Source organism: Chryseolinea soli, assembly GCF_003589925.1.
Lineage (GTDB): Bacteria > Bacteroidota > Bacteroidia > Cytophagales > Cyclobacteriaceae > Chryseolinea > Chryseolinea soli.
Genome location: NZ_CP032382.1, coordinates 7,396,178 through 7,414,390, shown reverse-complemented (window position 1 = coordinate 7,414,390; position 18,213 = coordinate 7,396,178). Strand labels below are relative to the sequence as shown.

The 18,213-nt window shown below is 51.0% G+C and carries 16 protein-coding genes and 1 riboswitch; of the genes, 8 read left to right on the top strand and 8 right to left on the bottom strand.

Annotated features, from left to right (window positions below; all coding sequences use genetic code 11):
- The first annotated feature begins 28 nt into the window (after positions 1–28).
- A complete protein-coding gene (locus D4L85_RS30725) occupies positions 29–1,285 on the top strand; it encodes an MFS transporter (protein ID WP_119757950.1) in 1,257 nt (418 codons plus the stop codon).
- A gap of 82 nt (positions 1,286–1,367) precedes the next feature.
- Here the strand turns inward: D4L85_RS30725 and D4L85_RS30720 are convergent, their stop codons facing one another.
- Both D4L85_RS30720 and D4L85_RS30715 read right to left on the bottom strand, forming a co-directional pair.
- Positions 1,368–2,012: a 3-keto-disaccharide hydrolase gene (locus D4L85_RS30720; RefSeq protein WP_119757949.1), complete on the bottom strand. Its 645-nt coding sequence runs from the start codon at positions 2,010–2,012 to the stop codon at positions 1,368–1,370.
- Between the two features lie 115 nt (positions 2,013–2,127).
- Positions 2,128–2,565 carry a GNAT family N-acetyltransferase gene (locus D4L85_RS30715; RefSeq protein ID WP_119757948.1) on the bottom strand — a complete coding sequence of 146 codons (438 nt, stop codon included), beginning with the start codon at positions 2,563–2,565 and terminating at the stop codon, positions 2,128–2,130.
- Positions 2,566–2,746: 181 nt separating this feature from the next.
- Between D4L85_RS30715 and D4L85_RS30710 the strand changes: the two genes are divergently transcribed.
- Positions 2,747–3,610: an alpha/beta hydrolase gene (locus D4L85_RS30710; RefSeq protein ID WP_119757947.1), complete on the top strand. Its 864-nt coding sequence runs from the start codon at positions 2,747–2,749 to the stop codon at positions 3,608–3,610.
- A 16-nt stretch (positions 3,611–3,626) separates the two neighbouring features.
- Here the strand turns inward: D4L85_RS30710 and D4L85_RS30705 are convergent, their stop codons facing one another.
- The 4 genes from D4L85_RS30705 to D4L85_RS30690 form a co-directional block, all read right to left on the bottom strand.
- Complete coding sequence (locus tag D4L85_RS30705) at positions 3,627–5,246, bottom strand: DUF5597 domain-containing protein (protein WP_119757946.1); 1,620 nt, start codon at positions 5,244–5,246, stop codon at positions 3,627–3,629.
- A 97-nt stretch (positions 5,247–5,343) separates the two neighbouring features.
- Entirely contained in the window at positions 5,344–5,754 is a 411-nt protein-coding gene (locus D4L85_RS30700; RefSeq protein WP_119757945.1) for a RidA family protein, read from the bottom strand.
- Positions 5,755–5,965: 211 nt separating this feature from the next.
- Positions 5,966–6,568: a TMEM175 family protein gene (locus D4L85_RS30695; RefSeq protein ID WP_228450680.1), complete on the bottom strand. Its 603-nt coding sequence runs from the start codon at positions 6,566–6,568 to the stop codon at positions 5,966–5,968.
- 66 nt (positions 6,569–6,634) lie between these two features.
- Positions 6,635–7,006 (bottom strand): winged helix-turn-helix transcriptional regulator, encoded by a 372-nt coding sequence (locus tag D4L85_RS30690; protein WP_119757944.1) that lies wholly within the window; start codon positions 7,004–7,006, stop codon positions 6,635–6,637.
- Positions 7,007–7,127: 121 nt separating this feature from the next.
- On the opposite strand from D4L85_RS30690, the gene D4L85_RS30685 reads away from it, so the two are divergent.
- Positions 7,128–8,012, top strand: coding sequence for a PhzF family phenazine biosynthesis protein (locus D4L85_RS30685; protein ID WP_119757943.1), 885 nt, complete (start codon positions 7,128–7,130; stop codon positions 8,010–8,012).
- 59 nt (positions 8,013–8,071) lie between these two features.
- On the opposite strand, the gene D4L85_RS30680 is transcribed toward D4L85_RS30685, so the two are convergent.
- Both D4L85_RS30680 and D4L85_RS30675 read right to left on the bottom strand, forming a co-directional pair.
- Positions 8,072–8,674 carry a Crp/Fnr family transcriptional regulator gene (locus D4L85_RS30680; RefSeq protein WP_119757942.1) on the bottom strand — a complete coding sequence of 201 codons (603 nt, stop codon included), beginning with the start codon at positions 8,672–8,674 and terminating at the stop codon, positions 8,072–8,074.
- A 42-nt stretch (positions 8,675–8,716) separates the two neighbouring features.
- Complete coding sequence (locus tag D4L85_RS30675) at positions 8,717–9,313, bottom strand: hypothetical protein (protein ID WP_228450679.1); 597 nt, start codon at positions 9,311–9,313, stop codon at positions 8,717–8,719.
- A gap of 148 nt (positions 9,314–9,461) precedes the next feature.
- Here D4L85_RS30675 and D4L85_RS30670 point away from each other — a divergent pair, with 148 nt between their 5' ends.
- The 5 genes from D4L85_RS30670 to D4L85_RS30650 all read left to right on the top strand — a co-directional run bounded on the left by D4L85_RS30670 (position 9,462) and on the right by D4L85_RS30650 (position 18,024).
- Complete coding sequence (locus D4L85_RS30670; protein WP_160144104.1) at positions 9,462–10,073, top strand: CGNR zinc finger domain-containing protein; 612 nt, start codon at positions 9,462–9,464, stop codon at positions 10,071–10,073.
- 156 nt (positions 10,074–10,229) lie between these two features.
- Positions 10,230–10,336, top strand: a riboswitch (SAM riboswitch).
- A 261-nt stretch (positions 10,337–10,597) separates the two neighbouring features.
- Entirely contained in the window at positions 10,598–12,883 is a 2,286-nt protein-coding gene (locus D4L85_RS30665) for a sulfatase-like hydrolase/transferase (protein WP_119757939.1), read from the top strand.
- A gap of 37 nt (positions 12,884–12,920) precedes the next feature.
- The gene (locus D4L85_RS30660; protein WP_228450678.1) at positions 12,921–15,254 is read left to right on the top strand and encodes an arylsulfatase; all 2,334 of its coding nucleotides are present in this window, start codon (positions 12,921–12,923) and stop codon (positions 15,252–15,254) included.
- Positions 15,255–15,340: 86 nt separating this feature from the next.
- Positions 15,341–16,600 carry a PA domain-containing protein gene (locus D4L85_RS30655; RefSeq protein ID WP_119757938.1) on the top strand — a complete coding sequence of 420 codons (1,260 nt, stop codon included), beginning with the start codon at positions 15,341–15,343 and terminating at the stop codon, positions 16,598–16,600.
- Positions 16,601–17,001: 401 nt separating this feature from the next.
- The gene (locus D4L85_RS30650; protein WP_160144103.1) at positions 17,002–18,024 is read left to right on the top strand and encodes a DUF4097 family beta strand repeat-containing protein; all 1,023 of its coding nucleotides are present in this window, start codon (positions 17,002–17,004) and stop codon (positions 18,022–18,024) included.
- Positions 18,025–18,213: the final 189 nt, after the last annotated feature.

Here is an 18,213-nt window from a genome sequence, read left to right as displayed (position 1 = left end):
CCATTATTGTTGCATAATATTGCAAAACATGACAGCAGAAAGAAGAGAAATCGAGCCCATTGATGGCGCCCTGTCGCCAACCCTAAACATTACTGACAAAGCGAGCGACGGCGTTCCTGCCGGTGAGGAATTGCAACCCGGTTCATTCCCATTGCGCCTGCATCGCATTTGCGTTGGGGCCATCTTTTTCATGCATGGGCTGTGCTTTGCCAGTTGGGCATCGCGTATTCCCAGCATCCAGGAAAATTTGAATCTTACAGCCGCCACATTGGGGACGGTGCTTTTTGCGCTGCCCGTTGGCTTTTTCATTTCCCTTCCATTTGCCGGATGGTTTGTAGGCAAAGTAGGAAGCAAGAAAGTCGTAGTGCTCTCGGCGGTTCTGTATGCACTCTCGCTGGTGAGCATCGGAACAGCATCCCATGCCTTGACATTATTTTTCTGTTTATTCTCCTTCGGGTTCTTCGCCAATCTTCTCAACATTTCAATCAATACACAGGCCATTGCCGTGGAGCGTCTTTATAAAAAGAAGTTGATGGCGTCGTTTCATGGCTTGTGGAGCCTGGCGGGTTTTACCGGCGCGGCGGTGGGTACGTGGATGATCGGGAATGGGTTTGCTCCCTTTCCACACTATGTCCTCATCTGCATTGTGTTTCTGGTAGCCAACGTGGTCTGCTCGTTTTATCTCGTCAAGAAGGATGAAGGCCTGGACGAAAAGCGTCCTCTTTTCGCGATGCCCGACAAGCCGCTGATCGGTCTTGGGATCATTGCATTCTGCTCCATGATGGCGGAGGGCGCGATGTTTGACTGGAGCGGCGTGTACTTTATCAAGGTTGTAAATGTAGAAGAGGAATTCACCGGGCTCGGATACACCACCTTTATGATTGCCATGGCCGGCATGCGCTTCATGGCCGACGGACTCTCCGGCAGGTTTGGGTTAAAGAGAATTCTTCAGGCCAGCGGAGTGATGACCACCATCGGATTGCTGGTGGCCGTGCTGATGCCTCGAATGATGACTTCCTTAGTCGGATTCTTTTTGATCGGCATGGGCGTTTCATCGGTCGTTCCGTTGGTGTATAGTGCTGCTGGAAAATCAAAAACACTGTCACCGGGGACGGCGTTGACTGCGGTCTCCTCCCTGGGATTTATGGGACTTCTCATTGGCCCTCCCATCATCGGATTTATTGCCGAGGTAACAAGCTTGAGAATTTCATTTCTTGCGATCACCATCATGTCGCTTGCCGTGGTAGCATTTTCTTCGCTGATGCGCGATGAACAAAAATCATAACAACGGTGTGGATAGGCCTTCGCGAAGGTGAGAGAATAACCCGTGATCTAAAGTAACGAGATTATTGTGCAGCGTTTGGAGATCAAAGTTCCCGGATGCGCACATTTTTGAACATGACCAGCATATCCTGGCCGCCGTGCAGCTGCAAAGCGATGTTGCCACTGGCATTGCCGGGATCATTTTTCAATTCGGCGGAAACAATTCCGTTGACAGTGACCGTGATGTCGCGTCCTTTGGCGGTGATGCGCATCGTGTTCCAGGCATTGGGCTTATAGTAGCGGCTCACCTGGTCGGCCGTCGGCTTCACCACCCAGGCCCGGCCGTTGGTTTCATAGAGTCCCCCGATATCATCCGTGGGGTGGACCTCGGCCTGGAACCCACGCACGCCCTCATTACCGCCCACGACATCGGTGCGGAAATAGATGCCGCTGTTTCCGCGAATGGCCTTAAAGGTAACGTCCAGCACAAAGTCCTTATAGGTTCTATCCGAAACGAGCAAACCATGACGCTGTTCGGTGACCGGACTTCTTCCAACGATCGTGCCTTCCTCCACGGTCCATGTGCCGCCGGGAAGTGTGTGCCAGCCTTTGAGGGTTTTTCCATCGAACAGTTCCGTCCATTTATCCTGGACACCGGCAATCATTGCATCGCGATGTGTTGCTGCTATAAAGGATGAGAGGACGCCCACCAGAATGGCCATCAAAAAAAAGCGTGTGATATTTTTCATCGTTGTCGTCGTTAGCTTGTTAAAATTAGTAATACTTTTCTGCCAGGCGACGCGCGTGATATCTTTTTATGGATTATACACGATGAGCGGCGTATTTTATCGTTCCCCGGTAATCCTATTCTTGCTGATGTTGTAAATGGGCATTGGGATTATGGACCTCCAGTATATTGAAGGGCTTTGCAAGATCCGTAAACTGGAATTGACGATATAAGCCATGCGCATCGTTCGTACCCAACATCTTTCTTCTTAAACGCTTTGACCACGGCTGCTCCAGGATGTGCGATAATATTTTTTTGGAGACACCAATTCCTCTGAATTCCGGAAGCACAAAAAAATCGGCAAACCATCCGAACGTGCAATAGTCGGTGATCACTCTGCCAAAGCCAACCTGCTGATCATCGATGAAGGCCCCTGCACAAAACGAATGGGCCAGGGAATGATCCACCAGCGTATAAGAAATGCCCTTCGCCCAGTACGAATCTTCTGAAAGAAAACGGTGTATCATTTTAACATCCATGTTCTCTTTTCCGGTTTTGATGATCACTTCTGACATATTCACTATTTTTTTTAAACAAAAGTAAACAAGCTCGTTCAACAGCGACAGTTGCAGTTTTACCTATTTTGACAAGCGCAGTTATCTTTTCGGGGAAGCGGTTGCTATCGAAAATAATTTTATTTAGTATTAAGAAACGCACCCACTCCAGAATCTGATTATCCCATCAAAGAAAAGTAATATGAAAACACTATTTGCAGTCGCCTTGATCTTCCTCTCCTGGAACGTCAACGCCTCCATCGATTCGCTCGTCCACAAGCGGGTGGTCTACAAGGTGGCCGATACCAGTTCGCTGCACCTCGACATCTTTTATGCGCCGGAGGCCCTGAAGCAAAAGAACAACACCGCACTGGTCTTCATTCACGGTGGCGGCTGGGCGTATGGCAGTCCCTCGGAGTTTTTTGGCGCATGCCGTCGCTATGCAAAGGCTGGTGTCATTACGTTTTCGATTCAATACAGGCTTTCCAAAGACGCCAAAGGCAACGTGCCGGTTGCTGGTATCACTCCGGTGGAATGCGTGAAGGATGCCCGCTCGGCCATGCGTTGGGTGCGGGAGCACGCCCGTGAGTTTTCCATCGATCCACAAAAGATCGTCGTGGGCGGACAATCGGCGGGGGGACACCTTTCCTATGCCACGGCCTACATCGATCAACACAACGAAGCGACCGACAACCTCAAGGTGAGCCCCATGCCCAATGCGATCATCTCTTTTTCAGGAACAACGAATTGCATGGAAGCCTGGTGCGACATGCTGCTCGGCGAAAAGCGCAGCCAAATTTGGAGCATCTCGCCAGCCCACAACCTGAAAAAAGGCATGCCACCCACCATTGCCTTTCACGGCGAAGAAGACAACGTGGTGCCACTCTGGACCATTCAGTTCTTCAAGCGGGATACGGAAAAATTCGGCAATCATTTCGAGCTCATCACCTACGAAGGGCGCAAGCACTATCTGGGCGCGGGCAACAAGACCTATTCGAATCTGTTCGATGAGGAGATTATGGAGAAGACCGATGATTTTTTGCGGCGATATGGTTTCTTAAAATAACGATCGGCCATCCTTACTAATTCTCAAAGTTTGCCCGGATCGGTCCTTGCGCGGATGACTTCACTTTCTTGAGACGGATCTTCAGCACGGAGCCTCTTGGCGTGAGCGTGGAATGGTAAGTTTCATCACCGTTCCAGAGACGTTCGCGAACCCACTTGTCGCCTTCGTAATAGCCTTCTTCCACCAGCACATATTCGGCTTTGGAGAAACCCGAACCGTACTTGGGGCGGAACCGGAATTTTGCGTCGAACCCCACGATCAGAAATTCATTCGGACTGAGTTGTCCGATGAGCGCGCGGCCGCTGCGGATGGCCCGGTCTTTATAGGTGGGATAACCGAAGTCGAACAACACATCGAACTCGTCAAAGCGCACGAGTTGCTCATACAGACCTTCTTCTTCACCAACGGCTTTGATTTTGTTTTGTTCCTGGAGGGTCAATACGGTATTGGAAACTTTCGAAAGCAGCTTATAGTTGTTGGCGATATCAGAGAATCGTTCGTCCAGTTTATCCAGGCTACGCTTATCGTTCGGGTCAGCGTGAAAGGGATCGATGCCATAGACCGCCAGGCCCTTCGCATGATAATTGCCAATGGCGTAAAAATGAAATCGCGCATAGGTGATGCGGTTGGCCGTCTCCGGAATGAAGAGCATGTTATCGTCGCGGTCATATTTTTCACACAGGTCGATAAAGACATTCGGGTTGGAGATATAGATATCGGGCGATAGAAAATCCAGTTGAGGAGCCGCGATCTTCCAGACGCCGATCATGTTGGTGGTGGGGCCACCGCTGGGATACTCGCCGGGTGTATGGAACAAATGTTCCCGTCCCCACGCGTTGGCGTACATCGGGAGATTGTAGATGGCCTTTCCGGCATCTGCGATCTCATTGATATAGGACGCAATATGCCAGGCGTTGAAAGTTTCGGCGGCGCTGATGCCGAAGAGGTCGCTCCATTTTCCCGCCTGTTTGTTCAGACCCGTAGCCAGTTTGTCCGGCACATTGCCATCGAATAGTTTATTGGCGGCTTCCGAGTAGTCACGATCGGTGCCCAGCGAACCGGATTCATTCTGTACTTGTATCATGATCACCGTTTGGCTATCGCTGTCCGTTTCTTTGACGTGCTTCATCAGGGCGGTGAAGGCCCGCTTGTCGGCTTCGAGGTTGACGCGCGATACGGGTGACAAGACCTGGATCTCCTCGCCATAGCCATTTTTCATCAAGGGATATTTCTCCGAATGCTCGAGCACCCACGGCGGCGCGTACGTGGAGCTTCCATTTTTGTAGGATGCAAACCACAGAAGAACAAGCTTGAGCTTTTCTTTCCGGGCATTCAGGATCAGGTTGTCGAGTTCTTTAAAATTGAATACGCCCGGTTCCGGTTCGATGTTCTGCCAGTAGACCGGGGCCTCGAGCGTGTTGCAGTTGAGTTCCCGCAGCTGCGTCCAGAACTTATCCGTTACAGACGGCCACGCGCTGCTATTCCACAGTTGAGCACCCAGCACCAAAAACGGTTTCCCATCCACCAGCAATTGATACCTGCCGTTTCGCTTCACCACCTTGGGAAGTTCTCGGGCATGCGACAATGCCAGCGTACACGCCAGCACCAAGGTCAGGAGTATGAGCTTCTTCATCATTGGAAATTTTCGTCTCTGAACAATGTGTGCCTGGCTACTGCTGAGGTCACGACATTACGGATGCGGCCGATGACGCCAATCGCTCGATGACCATCACTCACTTGTCTCTTTTGAACGCAACCGCTTCAATTTCTACCAAATAATCAGGATTTGCTAAACCCGCTACAATAATTCCGGAAATAACGGGTGGATTTTTTAGCTTTTTCAAAAAGCCCTGAGCGCCTTCAAAACCCTTTCGAACGTCCTGACCTTGCACAATATAGATGGTCAATTTAAACAAGTCGTCCAAGCTGGCGTGGCAAGCCTTCAGGATGATCTCAATGTTTTTTAAAACATATTCGGTTTGTAAGGTGATGTTCCCTTTCCCAATGATCTCGAGGTCTTTTGTGATGGCATTCTGCCCACCGATATAAATGGTGCTCCCATTTCCTTTGGTAACGGCCGCTTGAGAGAACGCAGGATTTTTTAACAATTCGTCGGGATTCAGAAATTCTATGCTTGAGTTCATATTTTTATTTGTTTTGTGAGATGTTGTTATACAAGGATTGATAACTAGCAACAAACGAACAACGCTTATGTTTGACTAACATAATTAAAAAGTCAATTTAACGCTATCTGTGGGATGCTAAACTCCAACGAGACGATCGCATTCTTTGCGTTGACTTGCTCGCCTGCTTTAGCGAAAGCGGGTCGTTAAATTTTTTCTCCTGCCAGGCAAATTACTTCCCTACTCGCATACCCGGCACGTCAGGTCGCAGATAAAGCGTAAGACACGCGCAGGCCATAGCAAACCCTACATAGGGATGCCACAAAGCAACGATCGCGGCACCACCAAAGATCAAATTGGTCAATACCGATCGCAGATGAAACAACCGCCTGGCTTGATTCGGAGCACCCGCGCTTTTTTTTGTACCCAGGGTTTCCCAAATCAATATGAGGTAAGTGATATTCACCATCAAGAACGTAAAAGCATACATTGAAACGGGAACCCGCTCCAGCCGGGTCTCCGCCATCCAGTCGGTGAGAAAAGGAATCAATGACACGGAGAAGAGATGGGCAAAATTGGCCCAGATCAGCCGTAGGGTGGGAGCTTTTGCATGATGCATCAAAAAATGGTGATTGATCCACACGATGGCGATAAAACCATAGCTCGCCATGTAGCTGATCCAGGTTGGCCATTCCGCCCAAAGCGCCACAAAGGTCGGATGCTCCGGGCGTTTCAATTCTAAGATCATGATGGTGATGATGATGGCAAAGACACCGTCTGAGAAGGCATTGATACGCTCCGGCGTAGATTCGCGAACCATGTCGCCTTTTTCCATTCGCTGTTCCCTTTATGTCATAACTGCAGGGCGCGCAGATTGTTTAGGAGGACCAGATAAACGAGATCAAGAAAGCTTTAGCCTTTGGCGATGATTCAGTCCCCATTGCACCAGTACTTCATTGACCGGTAGAACACTCAGACCATATTCGGTAATGGAATAGCTCACACTCACCGGCCGGGTATCCAAAACCGTCCGGGTAACGAGCAGGTTTATTTCCAGATCGCGCAATTCCTTCGTCAGCATCTTGGATGAGATCCCTTCCACCTCGCGCTGGATCTTTTTGAATGTGTTTGTTTCGGCGGCATGGTTATTCAGGTGGCGCATGATTCTTAGCTTCCACTTTCCGCCCAATATTTCGAGGCTGTCGATGATCGCCGCCAGCTCCTGTTCGCAAGTCGCTTCTTGTACGTTTCCGTTGATGTTCATGGTGGCCATAGTTAGAATGGTTACCTTGAGGTAACCGGCTACCCCAAGTTAACCCATAAAAATGATAAACGATTGTTCTTTAATTTTGGTGCAGCATTGGCGCCGGGGAACGGCATAAAAACCAGGAGATATGAAAAAATTGAATTACTATGTATTGGATGTATTTGCCGATCAGAAGTATAAAGGCAACCAACTTTCTGTTGTGCACAGTGATGATGACCTCACGCTCAACCAATACCATGAGATCGCCAGGGAATTTGGCTATTCCGAAACATCGTTCATCCGCTATTCAACAAAAGAGAATGCCCTGATGGTGCGTTCTTTTACACCGGCGGAATTTGAGGTGATTGGTGCCGGCCACAATCTTTTAGGAGCCGTGTGCCTGGCCTTGCTAAAGGGGTGGGATATTTTTAAAAATCAGGGGGGAAGTTCGCACGTCATGATCAAGGATACGCGGATCCCGGTGAAGATCACCGAAGAATCCGGTCTTCCTTACGTTGCCATGAAACAAGCACCCGCCACGATAATGGGAACGGTACCGACAGACGTGGTAGCGAAGGCCGTGGGGTTGACCCCTGATGATCTGGATTTAAACGGTTGGGCGATCAACATAGTTGAAACGGAGGTTGCCCACCTGATGGTCCCGGTAAAGGATCTGGACGTTTTACAAAAAGCGGTATCCAACAAATCCCTTCTAAAAGCGGCTTCCGGAAAATATGGTTTCGAAGGGTGTTACCTCTTCACCACAAACCAGCCCAACCCTGCGTTTCTCGCCGAAGCAAGATTCTTTAATCCGGGGATCGGGATCGACGAAGACCCGGCAACGGGAACAGCAGCCGGCCCGTTGGCAGGTTACCTGGAAAAACTCGGCCACATCAAAAAAGATAAAGACTTCCGGATCTTGCAGGGAACAGCCGTAAAGCACCCTTCATCCATTCGTGTCCACGTTTCAAGCGATGGGATTTGGGTGAGTGGTTCTTCCGTGATTGTTATGGAGGGGACTCTATATCTGTAATGGTTTTGAGTCTTTAGTACCAACGACTCAAGACTAAGGACTCAGGACTAAATACTAATTTACTTTTGGGCTTTTAAACGGCTCAGCGACTCCTGCGTAATCCCCAGGAAGGAGGCGACTTGTTTATTGGATAGTCGGAGAATTACTTCCGGCATCCGCTCCCGCAAATCCCGATAGCGTTCGCGTGCCGTCATGCTGAGCATGGACTCAAGCCGCCAGGTGCTCAAGACCTGGGCTTGCTCCAACGAACGTAGATAGAGTTTCGAAAAAGTTTCGTGGGTGTTGACAAGATGAAAAAAGTCGCTCTGCTTAATTTTTAACAATTTGGAATGTTCCAGCGCCTGCACGTTTTCAAGCGACGGGGTCTGTGTAATAAAGCTGGAGAAGGCGCTGACAAAGTGGTTCTCAAAGGCTATGTGACGCGTGTTTTCTTCTCCTTTGCGGTTTGTGAAAAAGGTCCGGAGACAGCCCTGGCAAATAAAATAGGCGTACTGGCAAACTTCATTCCGTTGGTGAAGCAGGGTGTTCTTTTTTATTTCCACAAACTGAAACTTGCCAAAGACATCGTGACTGTCGCGGTCGGAGAAACCATAGTGGTTGACGAGAAATTGATGGAGGATCAGGAAATTCTCATCCCGCAGGAGATCGCCATTTTTTGTCATCGTCAAAGGTAAGAAGAAAGGGCGGGTAGACCACCCATGATCTTACCGGCGCATATACATAAACCAATTCCACTCCCAGGTCTTGCCGTTATCTTCTGACGTGGCCTGGCTCCAGATGGGATTGTTGGGGTCGCGCGCGTCCCAGCGGTAGACGGTAAGCAGGTTTTTGCCATTGTAGTTATCCTTGGAGAAAAAGTGCCCCACCTTGTTCTCAAACGAACCCACCACCGGCGGCAGTCCCAAGACACCAAAATTTGAATCGGCCCAGTAGATATTCCACAGTTTTGTTTGGGGGTTGAATAACCGCAAGGTCATACCTTCAAAGGGTTTGCCGTTTCGTTCCGCAATAAAGTTGTCAACGTTCCCGATGCCGCGGAGGATGATGCGCATTTCTTGCGTGGACTCGAATTCCGTCCATTCAATAGTATTGTCAGGTTTCTTTTTCAACATCCGGTTGTGGATTTTCCAATTTCCTGCAAAAAAATCAAAGTCATTTTTCGACGAGGTGGAAGAAGGGGAGAGGATCAGTTCTCCTTTCGAATCGAAGACCACGGGAGGCACCGGCAGTTCAGCATTTTTGGATTGTGCTTTTCCGGTAAAATGGAACATCAGCCATAGCGCGAGGGTTAAATACTTCATAGGGAAGGGTTTTAAGGGTTTGGGTGATTTTACCGTTATTACGTTTTTTAATAGTAAAAGTATTCACTTTACCATTAAAATATATTTTGAAGGTAAAATTATCCCCCGATTGGTGGGGAATTTGGTCCGGGGTGGTATCTTTACGGTGATGACCAGGAATCCGAAAATCGACGAAATGCGCCTGGATGGCGGCGTGCCCTGTCTTGATTTTGTCAATACCGTGCCCGATCGATTCGACGGATCAGACCGCGATAACCTGAATAATTTTAGCGACCTGATCTATTGGGCGCGCAAAGCAGGGATCCTCGATAAAGGCGCTTTCGCTGCATTAGAAAAAGCCGGCCAGACCAACGAGAAAAGGGCAAGAGATTTCTTTGCGGAGGCGGTTGATCTCCGCGATTTGATCTACGCGATATTCAAACCCATCGCACTCAAACAAAAAGTACGGCCGGCCGATATGGAAGCCTTCAATAAATTGACATCGAAATATTTCCCATTCCTCGAAGTCGTCTTTCAGAAAGACAAGTTTAAGGAAGAATGGAATTTCCCACCCGGTCATTTCTATGCGATCACGGCACCCCTGGTGAAGTCGGCGCATGCGTTGTTGCTTTCCGATACATGGAGCCGGGTCAAAGAATGTCCAAACTGCGGGTGGCTTTTTTGGGATACTACCAAGAATGGAAAAAGAAAATGGTGTAGCATGGAGGATTGTGGCAGCAGCGCGAAGGCTTTGGCATGGTACCACCGGCAGAAGAAATGAACCATGGATCTTTTTTTACAGAACCCCTAGCTAGGCCGCGGCAAATCTTGCTGCTGACGGCGATCAAATACTTTTATCAACAATTCCTTGGTATTTCCGATACGATATTATTTCTTTGTCTATCGATTATATAGACAATCAATTCCCACCAGATTGATTTTATACCGAAGAAGGGAGAGAATGGGCTCGACGATCTTCTAGCAACCTGTCGCCACCAGGATAAGGTGCTAACTCCTACCAATGACGCATTGGAGCTATAAAATTTTTAAGCCACATGAAAATGAAAATGTTTCCCAAGGACCTCCTTGGCCCTGAAGCAATCGCGAAGAATATGACGGATGGTTTCCGTTGTTGTTGTTGCTGCTAAATCTACCTCACTACCATCTCCACTTCTATTCGTGCATCTCGTTAAACGAGGTTCGCCCTGCTTCGGCAGGGAGTGGCAGGTCTTTGCCCACACTTCTGTGGGAATAGTTTAGTTCTCCTTTCACAGGAGCCAAATCGATAAACAAACCAACATTAACATGAACATAAAGAAAATCGCTGTGACAGGGCTTGCCATCATGGTCGCCAGCGCGGCGGCATGGGCACAGCGCGATCCGCTTCAGCCTTTCCAGGGAAAGATCGGACGAACCCTGGAGGAATCCGAACAATGGTATCCGCCCAGAGTGAAGGCTGCGGCAGATGCCCCCAACGTGGTGTGGATCCTGCTGGACGATGTGGGATTCGGCGCCACGTCAACCTTTGGCGGTCTCATCGAAACGCCTACGTTCGACAAACTCGCGGGCAACGGCCTTCGCTATACGAATTTTCATACAACCGGAATTTGCAGTCCCACCCGCGCCGCATTACTCACCGGGCGAAATGCACACAGCGTGGCGATGGGGCATCATGCCGAATTAGGGATCGGTGCGCCGGGATACTACGGCGACATTCCGTTCGAAGCCGGGACCGTTGCCGAGATCTTCCGGGAGAATGGATACAACACCTATGCGCTGGGGAAATGGCATGGCAATCGCCCCATCGACCTCACGGCCGCGGGACCTTTTAACCGTTACCCTACCGGTCGCGGCTTCGATCACTTCTATGGATTTTTGGGCGGCGCCACGGACCAGTGGCATCCGGTATTGGTCGAAGAGAATAATGCCATCGACATTGAGCCGAACACGAAGCATCTCAACGAACTGCTCGTCGACAAAGCCATCTCTTATGTGGCCAATCAAAAATCAGCGAATGCCGAAAAGCCGTTCTTCTTGTATCTGGCTACGGGCGCCACGCATGCGCCACACCAGGTAGCCCCGGAGTGGAGCGACAAATACAAAGGGAAGTTCGACGGAGGTTGGGACAAGTACCGCGAAGATGTTTTTAAACGCCAGCAAACTTTAGGGATTCTCCCCAAGGGAACCAAGCTTCCGCCACGTCAGCAAAACCTGAAGGCCTGGGACACCTTAAGCCCCGATGAAAAGAAAGTGTTTGCCCGCTTCTTCGAGGTATATGCCGGATTTTTATCATACACCGATCATGAGATCGGCCGGTTTGTGAACTATCTCGAGCAAATCGGTGAACTGGACAATACCTTGATCTTTGTGGTCATCGGCGACAATGGGGGAAGCAAGGAGGGATCGTATACCGGAACCACCGGAGCGTCCGTGACATCGAAAGGGCATGACATCCCTTTCCTGGTGAGTCAATACGGCAAACTGGGAACGGAATTCACCAATGAGAACTATCCCTTGGGATGGTCGCAAGCCGCCAACACGCCGTTTCGATATTGGAAGAGCGACGTGAATGCCGAAGGCGCCACACACAATCCGCTGATCGTTCACTACCCGAAAGGCATCCGGGAGAAGGGCGGCATCCGCACGCAGTATGGGCACGTCATCGACATTCTGCCCACGACGACCGAGCTTGCCGGTCTTAAAATTCCAACCGAAATCAACGGCTACCCGCAAATGCCGCTTCACGGCACGAGCCTGGCGTATACGCTCAGCGATCCGGCAGCGCCCAGCCGGCACACGCTGCAATACTACGAGCTCCACGGCGGCCGTGCCATTTACAAGGACGGCTGGAAAGCGTCGGTGTATCACCCGCGCAATGTGTTTGGTGAAGCGCCGACCGACGACATTCATTTCAACCCTGCACCGTTCGACAAAGACAAATGGGAGCTCTACAACCTGAACGAAGACTGGAACGAGACCAATGACCTCGCCGCCAAGAATCCGCAGAAGCTGGAAGAGTTGAAGACGCTTTTCGACCAGGAGGCAAAAAAATACAATGTCTACCCGTTGAAAAATTATCGCGCGGGATTGGCTGCGCCCGAAATAAAATCCAAGTCGATCATCCTGGAAGGCACGACGGTGAAGACCCGGATCAACATCGGCAAGGGCCCGGTGACGATCACGGCGAACATCGAATTGACGCGCGATAAAAATGAAGGGGTGGTGTTTGCCAACGGTGGATTGACGGGAGGTACGAGCTTGTTCTTCCAGGGCAACACCTTGTATTATCTGCTCAACGACGGTGTTACGGAAACCCTCATCACCGCTTCCAGGGCACTCACCAAAGGCAAACATGCGATCACCGTGGAGTACGCACCCGGCAATGTGGTGTCGCTTTCCGTAGACGGTCAGCCGGCCGGCAAACAGACCGTAGAAGGAGGCGTGAAGTATATCGCGTCGTTTGGCTCGGACGGCGTGAGCGTGGGCAAGGATCTTAACTCGCCCGTGACGAAGCGCTATACGGGCCCCGATCCGTTTACCGGCGTGGTGAAAAGTATCGTCGTCGAGCAGGCCGCGGAGAAAACGCTTTGAGATCATCCTAAACCAACTGTACAAAATTGTATACACTATGATAAAAATAGATAACCGCTTGCGCGGAATACTGATGAAGCCCGTGCGTTTTCTAGCCGTCACCTTCGCGTTGGGCGCCTGCCACCCGGGCAGCGTCACCGATCCTGCGGCGGAGACTGCGTCCACGGACGAATTCAAAGGAAAAATTGCAAAGACATTTGCTGAATCCACAGAATGGTGGCCGGAGAAAAAGCAAGCGCCCAAGGATGCGCCCAACGTAGTTTACTTTCTCATCGACGATGCCGGGTATGGAACCTCCAGCGCGTTTGGCGGCCTGATGGAAACGCCGACATTGGATAGCCTCGCCAACCATGGTCTGCGCTACACCAACTTCCACAGCACGGCCATTTGCTCGCCGACGCGCGCCGCCCTGCTGACGGGACGCAATTCGCACTCCGTACACATGGGCTTGTTCCCCGTAACGGCCACGGGCTTTCCCGGCTACGACGGTATTCTGCCGGCCGACAAAGCCGCCATTCCCCAGATCTTGCGTGAAAACAATTACAGCACCTACGCCGTGGGAAAATATCATCTTACACCCATCAACGAGATCACTCCCGTGGGACCGTTCGATCGTTGGCCGCTGGGCATAGGGTTCGATCATTTCTACGGATGGCACCTGGGACACACCGACCAGTTCCGTCCGAATCTGTACGAGGACAACAACGTGATCGATGTGGAGCCCAACCATAAACACGTCACCACCTTGCTGGCCGACAAAGCGATCAAGTACATCGCCAATCAACGGTCGCTGGCCCCGGAGAAACCGTTCTTCCTCTACTTTGCCACGGGAGCCACACACTCGCCGCACCAGGTAGAGAAGTCGTGGAGCGATCTGTACAAGGGCAAGTTCGACAAGGGCTGGGATTGGTATCGCGAGGAAGTTTTACAACGGCAGAAGAAGCTGGGCGTCGTGCCCGCGAATGCAGAACTCCCCGAACGCAACCCGAAAGTGCCGGCGTGGGATAGCCTTTCGGCCGACGAGAAAAAAGTGTATGCCCGCTACATGGAAATCTATGCAGGCTTCATGACACACGCCGATCATGAACTGGGTCGCGTGGTGAACTACCTGAAGGAAATCGGTGAACTCGACAACACCGTCATCATCGCCATCGTGGGCGACAACGGGTCGAGTCCCAGCACGCAACACGGCAGCCTAAATCCATACATCAGCGGGCTGGATTCCAACAAACAGGTAGCCGAAGCCTTGAAGAACATCGACAAGTTTGGCACTGAGCAATCCTTTTCCGATGCACCCTATGGCTGGACGCAAGCCACCAACACACCGTTCCGTCAATGGAAAGCCGACGCCAACTCCGAAGGTGGAACACACAATGGCCTGATCCTTTTCTACCCGAAGAAGATCAAGACCCCAGGCATCCGGAATCAGTATGGCCACGTGAACGACATCGCCCCGACCACGGTAGAGCTGGTGGGCGCGGTGGTGCCGGAGAGCATCAAGGGAGTGAAGCAAAAGCCGTTTGAAGGAACAAGTTTGGTGTACTCCATCGATGACGCCAACGCGTCGTCGCGTCACACGGTTCAGTATTACGAGATCAAAGGCAAGCGTGCCATTTACAAAGACGGCTGGAAGGCTTCCGTCTATCATGTGCCGGGAACGGACTTTGCTAAGGATGTTTGGGAGCTGCACAACCTCACGGAAGATTTCAACGAGCGCATCGACCTGGCGACAAAAAATCCGGAGAAGCTGAAGGAGCTTCAGGATGCTTTCGACACGGAGGCTTACAAATACAATGTCTACCCGTTAAACGACGGGGCGAAGAGCGGCACGCGGGCGCGTAGTGCATTTGGTAAAAAGGATAAGATCGTTCTGTACAACGGTGTGGATCAATTGCTCAATTTCAGCGGCCCTCAATTTCTCGAGCAGTCGTTTGCCATCACGGCCGATGTGGATCTGTCCACGGCCAAAGACCAGGGTGTCCTTTTTGCTACCGGTGGTGCCTTCGATGGGTTGAGCCTGTTTGTGAAGGATGGCAAATTCCAGGTGGCCCACAACACAGGATCAAAGATCGCGCACCTCGAATCGAAACAGGCGTTGCCCGCCGGCAAGGTGAGCTTGAAATTTGAGTTGACCTATGTTGCCCCGCCGGAGAAAAGCCCGAACACCGCTCCCGCGGGATCGGAAGCTATCTTCATCAACGACGCGAAAGTGGCCGAACGGGAAATCACAGCCGCCGACATTAAGTACATCGCGTCCTACAAAGACGGCATCGATGTAGGAGCGGATCTGAACTCGCCGGTATCGGATCGCTACAAGGTGCCATTCCGTTTCACGGGCAAATTGAAGAGTGTTACCATCGAATATAAATAAACAGACCCTGAGGACCTATGCCACACGGCGTTGCCGGCGGCTATCGGTGAGTTGAAGGGCCCCAAATAAACATCAAACGGTATTTTATGAAACGCATTTTTCTTTTCATGTGGCTAGTGGCCGGCGCTTCGGCATTTGCTCAACCCAATCCTGGTACATCCTATTTCGAAGGCAGCAACCTCTTTACCACGGTGACGCGCTATACTTCTCTCGGCGAACACCGCACCGGTACGCCAACGGACTTCGCCACCTCCGAATGGTTGGGGAAGGAGTTGGCGGCTTCGGGCTATACGGTGAAGTACCATGAATTTTCATTGAAGCAGTTCTTCCCGGAGGTCGTGCGGGTGACCGATGCAAAAAAGCGCGTGCTCAACGCTTTTCCATTTTGGTATATCAGCGATAGCATCAAGCTCGACGTGGAAGGCGTGTTAACGGCGCGGGCCACGGTGGTGAAAGACAAGATCGTGGTCGTGAACTTCACCTCCAATCAACCCGGTCAAAGCGGTGAGCAACTCCTTGAAAAATTGCACGCGCTCGTTGCTGCCGGCGCGAAGGCGATCATCGGCTACACCGAAAATGAAGCAGGGGAAATCGCCGCGATCAATGCACCGAAAGCAGCCAAACCCTGGAAGGCGCCGATCGTGCTGGTGTCTCCGGGCGATGCGAAGCAATTGTTGGAGCAGGAGGGACAAACGGTGAGGGTCACCATCAAGGGAACGTTCAAGCAGGTGACGGCCCGCAATGTCTATGGCACGATTGGAAATGGAGATCAGTATGTCGTGGTGTCTACGCCGATCAGTGGATGGTTTGGTTGTGGTGGCGAACGCGGACCGGGTGTCGCCACCTGGCTGGCACTGGCACAGTGGGCCGCCGCAGAAAAATTGCCTTACACGTTTGTGTTCACGGGGAACTCGGGCCACGAACTTGGTGGCTGGGGAGCGAAGGCATTTCTCGACGGTGGCGCACCTCCCGTGGACAAGACGAAATTGTGGGTACATCTCGGTGCTGGCATTGCCACCCTGTCGTGGAAGTCTACACCATCGGGATTGGTGAAAGAGAACCACGTGGATGCTAACCGGAATTTTTTCTACAGTGATGCAGCGGCAGCGTCTTTTCAAGCCGCCTTTAAAAATGTGGCGGGCAATAAATGGCCGACGACCCAACGGACTGGCGGTGAATTGATCTACGTGATCGACAAGGGTTATCCCAACGTTGCCGGCGCAGCCTACAGTCATCCCTACTTTCACATGAAGAGCGATGACGCTTCAAAAACATCGCCGGCTATTTTGGAAGAGGTGGCGATTGCTTTCCGGAATTTTATTGAAAACCAAATCCGGCCTCAATAACGGCTGTTGTTGAATTTTTTTATGTTATAAGCGTCCGGGTCGCCAGACCCGGATTTTTTTTGTGTGCGCGGAAAGGCCTTTCATGGATACAAGGGAGAATGGCTGGCAAAGGATTCCCCCACAAAGCCGATGTCCAACCCAACCCTTAACGAAAGCCGCCGCGCGTGCAACCTTTCGCATCTCCCCGAAGTCTTTAGAAAGAATATCCCATTCAGAACTTATGCCGATGGCCCAAGATCGTCAATTACCTGTCCGGATTCGCGCATTGCACTTTGAAAATGAACATTTCAAGAGCGTTGTAATCCGTACAGTTGTCATTAACAGCTGTTTTGAGCATGGCACATGGATTGGATTGGGATGGACGGGATTCGGATCAACTAAACACCATACCTTATAATAACATGAAAAAGATGCTCACCCTTTTTGTCGCGCTAACCGTTTGGACGGCCAGCCTGGCGCAAGATAGTCCCTACATGACCAAACCCCTTTCGAACGAAAAGGTGACCGATGTTTATGCCCGGACGTCGGGCGGCGGCATTGCCGTTTCCGGGGTCGGTGTCAGTGAAACGCGTATCGAAGTATACATCACAGGAAACAACGGAAGGAATACGCTTTCAAAAGAGGAGATCAAAGAAAGGTTGGAAGACTACAACCTCAACGTGTCGGTTTCTGACCATAAAGTAACGGCCGTTGCCGAGCCGAAACGTTCCAACATGAATTGGAAACAAGGGCTGAATATTTCCTTCAAGATCTACGTTCCTCAAAATGTTTCCACCGACCTCAGCACGAGCGGCGGCGGCATCGACCTCACCAATTTATCGGGCACGCACAATTTTTCAACCAGCGGCGGCGGACTGGAACTCAGAAAGCTCACCGGAACCGTCCGCGGCAAAACGTCGGGTGGTGGCATTGACCTGGCCGACTCCGGAGGTGACATTGTTCTTTCAACCAGTGGCGGCGGCATCGACGTAGATGATTGCAGCGGTCAGATCCGGTTGAATACTTCGGGCGGGTCGATCGAACTGAATCGATTGGATGGAACCATCGAAGCCGAAACCAGCGGTGGCCCCGTGCGCGGCGACAACATCAAAGGCCAACTGACAGCCCATACGTCGGGTGGGGGCGTTTCTTTGCGCGCCTTGGCTTGCAGTGTCGACGCTTCTACCAGCGGCGGCAACATGGACGTGGAGATCAGCCAATTGGGTAAATATGTTACCGTTTCGAACTCAGGCGGAAATATCAACCTGTCGCTACCCGCTAACCAAGGTCTTAACCTCAAGCTGCGCGGCAATAAAATCAAGACCAATAACCTCAATAATTTCAGCGGCGAAATGGACGAGGACAATATCAATGGAAAGATCAATGGTGGCGGTGTGCCGGTGAACGTGCAGACCAGTGGTACGGTTACTTTAGCGATACGATAGTCACCACGAAAAATTTTTGAAGGCCCGGATGTCTAAGATGTCCGGGGCTTTTTTTTTGTGAACTAGAAGGGAAACAACTTTATTCCTGAGCAATTGGGAATATCTTTTTCAGTGGCAGGCACTCAGCAATTTTCGACCCCGGCCCAGATTTCCTTCACATTCATTTGACAAATTAAAAAAAGTTGTAAC

What these genes read in the sequence shown, in the direction of transcription:
- D4L85_RS30725 (WP_119757950.1), top strand. Translation starts at nt 29, where the DNA reads ATGACAGCAGAAAGAAGAGAAATCGAGCCCATTGATGGCGCCCTGTCG.
- D4L85_RS30720 (WP_119757949.1), bottom strand. Translation starts at nt 2,012, where the DNA reads ATGAAAAATATCACACGCTTTTTTTTGATGGCCATTCTGGTGGGCGTC.
- D4L85_RS30715 (WP_119757948.1), bottom strand. Translation starts at nt 2,565, where the DNA reads ATGTCAGAAGTGATCATCAAAACCGGAAAAGAGAACATGGATGTTAAA.
- D4L85_RS30710 (WP_119757947.1), top strand. Translation starts at nt 2,747, where the DNA reads ATGAAAACACTATTTGCAGTCGCCTTGATCTTCCTCTCCTGGAACGTC.
- D4L85_RS30705 (WP_119757946.1), bottom strand. Translation starts at nt 5,246, where the DNA reads ATGATGAAGAAGCTCATACTCCTGACCTTGGTGCTGGCGTGTACGCTG.
- D4L85_RS30700 (WP_119757945.1), bottom strand. Translation starts at nt 5,754, where the DNA reads ATGAACTCAAGCATAGAATTTCTGAATCCCGACGAATTGTTAAAAAAT.
- D4L85_RS30695 (WP_228450680.1), bottom strand. Translation starts at nt 6,568, where the DNA reads ATGGAAAAAGGCGACATGGTTCGCGAATCTACGCCGGAGCGTATCAAT.
- D4L85_RS30690 (WP_119757944.1), bottom strand. Translation starts at nt 7,006, where the DNA reads ATGGCCACCATGAACATCAACGGAAACGTACAAGAAGCGACTTGCGAA.
- D4L85_RS30685 (WP_119757943.1), top strand. Translation starts at nt 7,128, where the DNA reads ATGAAAAAATTGAATTACTATGTATTGGATGTATTTGCCGATCAGAAG.
- D4L85_RS30680 (WP_119757942.1), bottom strand. Translation starts at nt 8,674, where the DNA reads ATGACAAAAAATGGCGATCTCCTGCGGGATGAGAATTTCCTGATCCTC.
- D4L85_RS30675 (WP_228450679.1), bottom strand. Translation starts at nt 9,313, where the DNA reads ATGAAGTATTTAACCCTCGCGCTATGGCTGATGTTCCATTTTACCGGA.
- D4L85_RS30670 (WP_160144104.1), top strand. Translation starts at nt 9,462, where the DNA reads ATGACCAGGAATCCGAAAATCGACGAAATGCGCCTGGATGGCGGCGTG.
- D4L85_RS30665 (WP_119757939.1), top strand. Translation starts at nt 10,598, where the DNA reads ATGAACATAAAGAAAATCGCTGTGACAGGGCTTGCCATCATGGTCGCC.
- D4L85_RS30660 (WP_228450678.1), top strand. Translation starts at nt 12,921, where the DNA reads ATGATAAAAATAGATAACCGCTTGCGCGGAATACTGATGAAGCCCGTG.
- D4L85_RS30655 (WP_119757938.1), top strand. Translation starts at nt 15,341, where the DNA reads ATGAAACGCATTTTTCTTTTCATGTGGCTAGTGGCCGGCGCTTCGGCA.
- D4L85_RS30650 (WP_160144103.1), top strand. Translation starts at nt 17,002, where the DNA reads ATGAAAAAGATGCTCACCCTTTTTGTCGCGCTAACCGTTTGGACGGCC.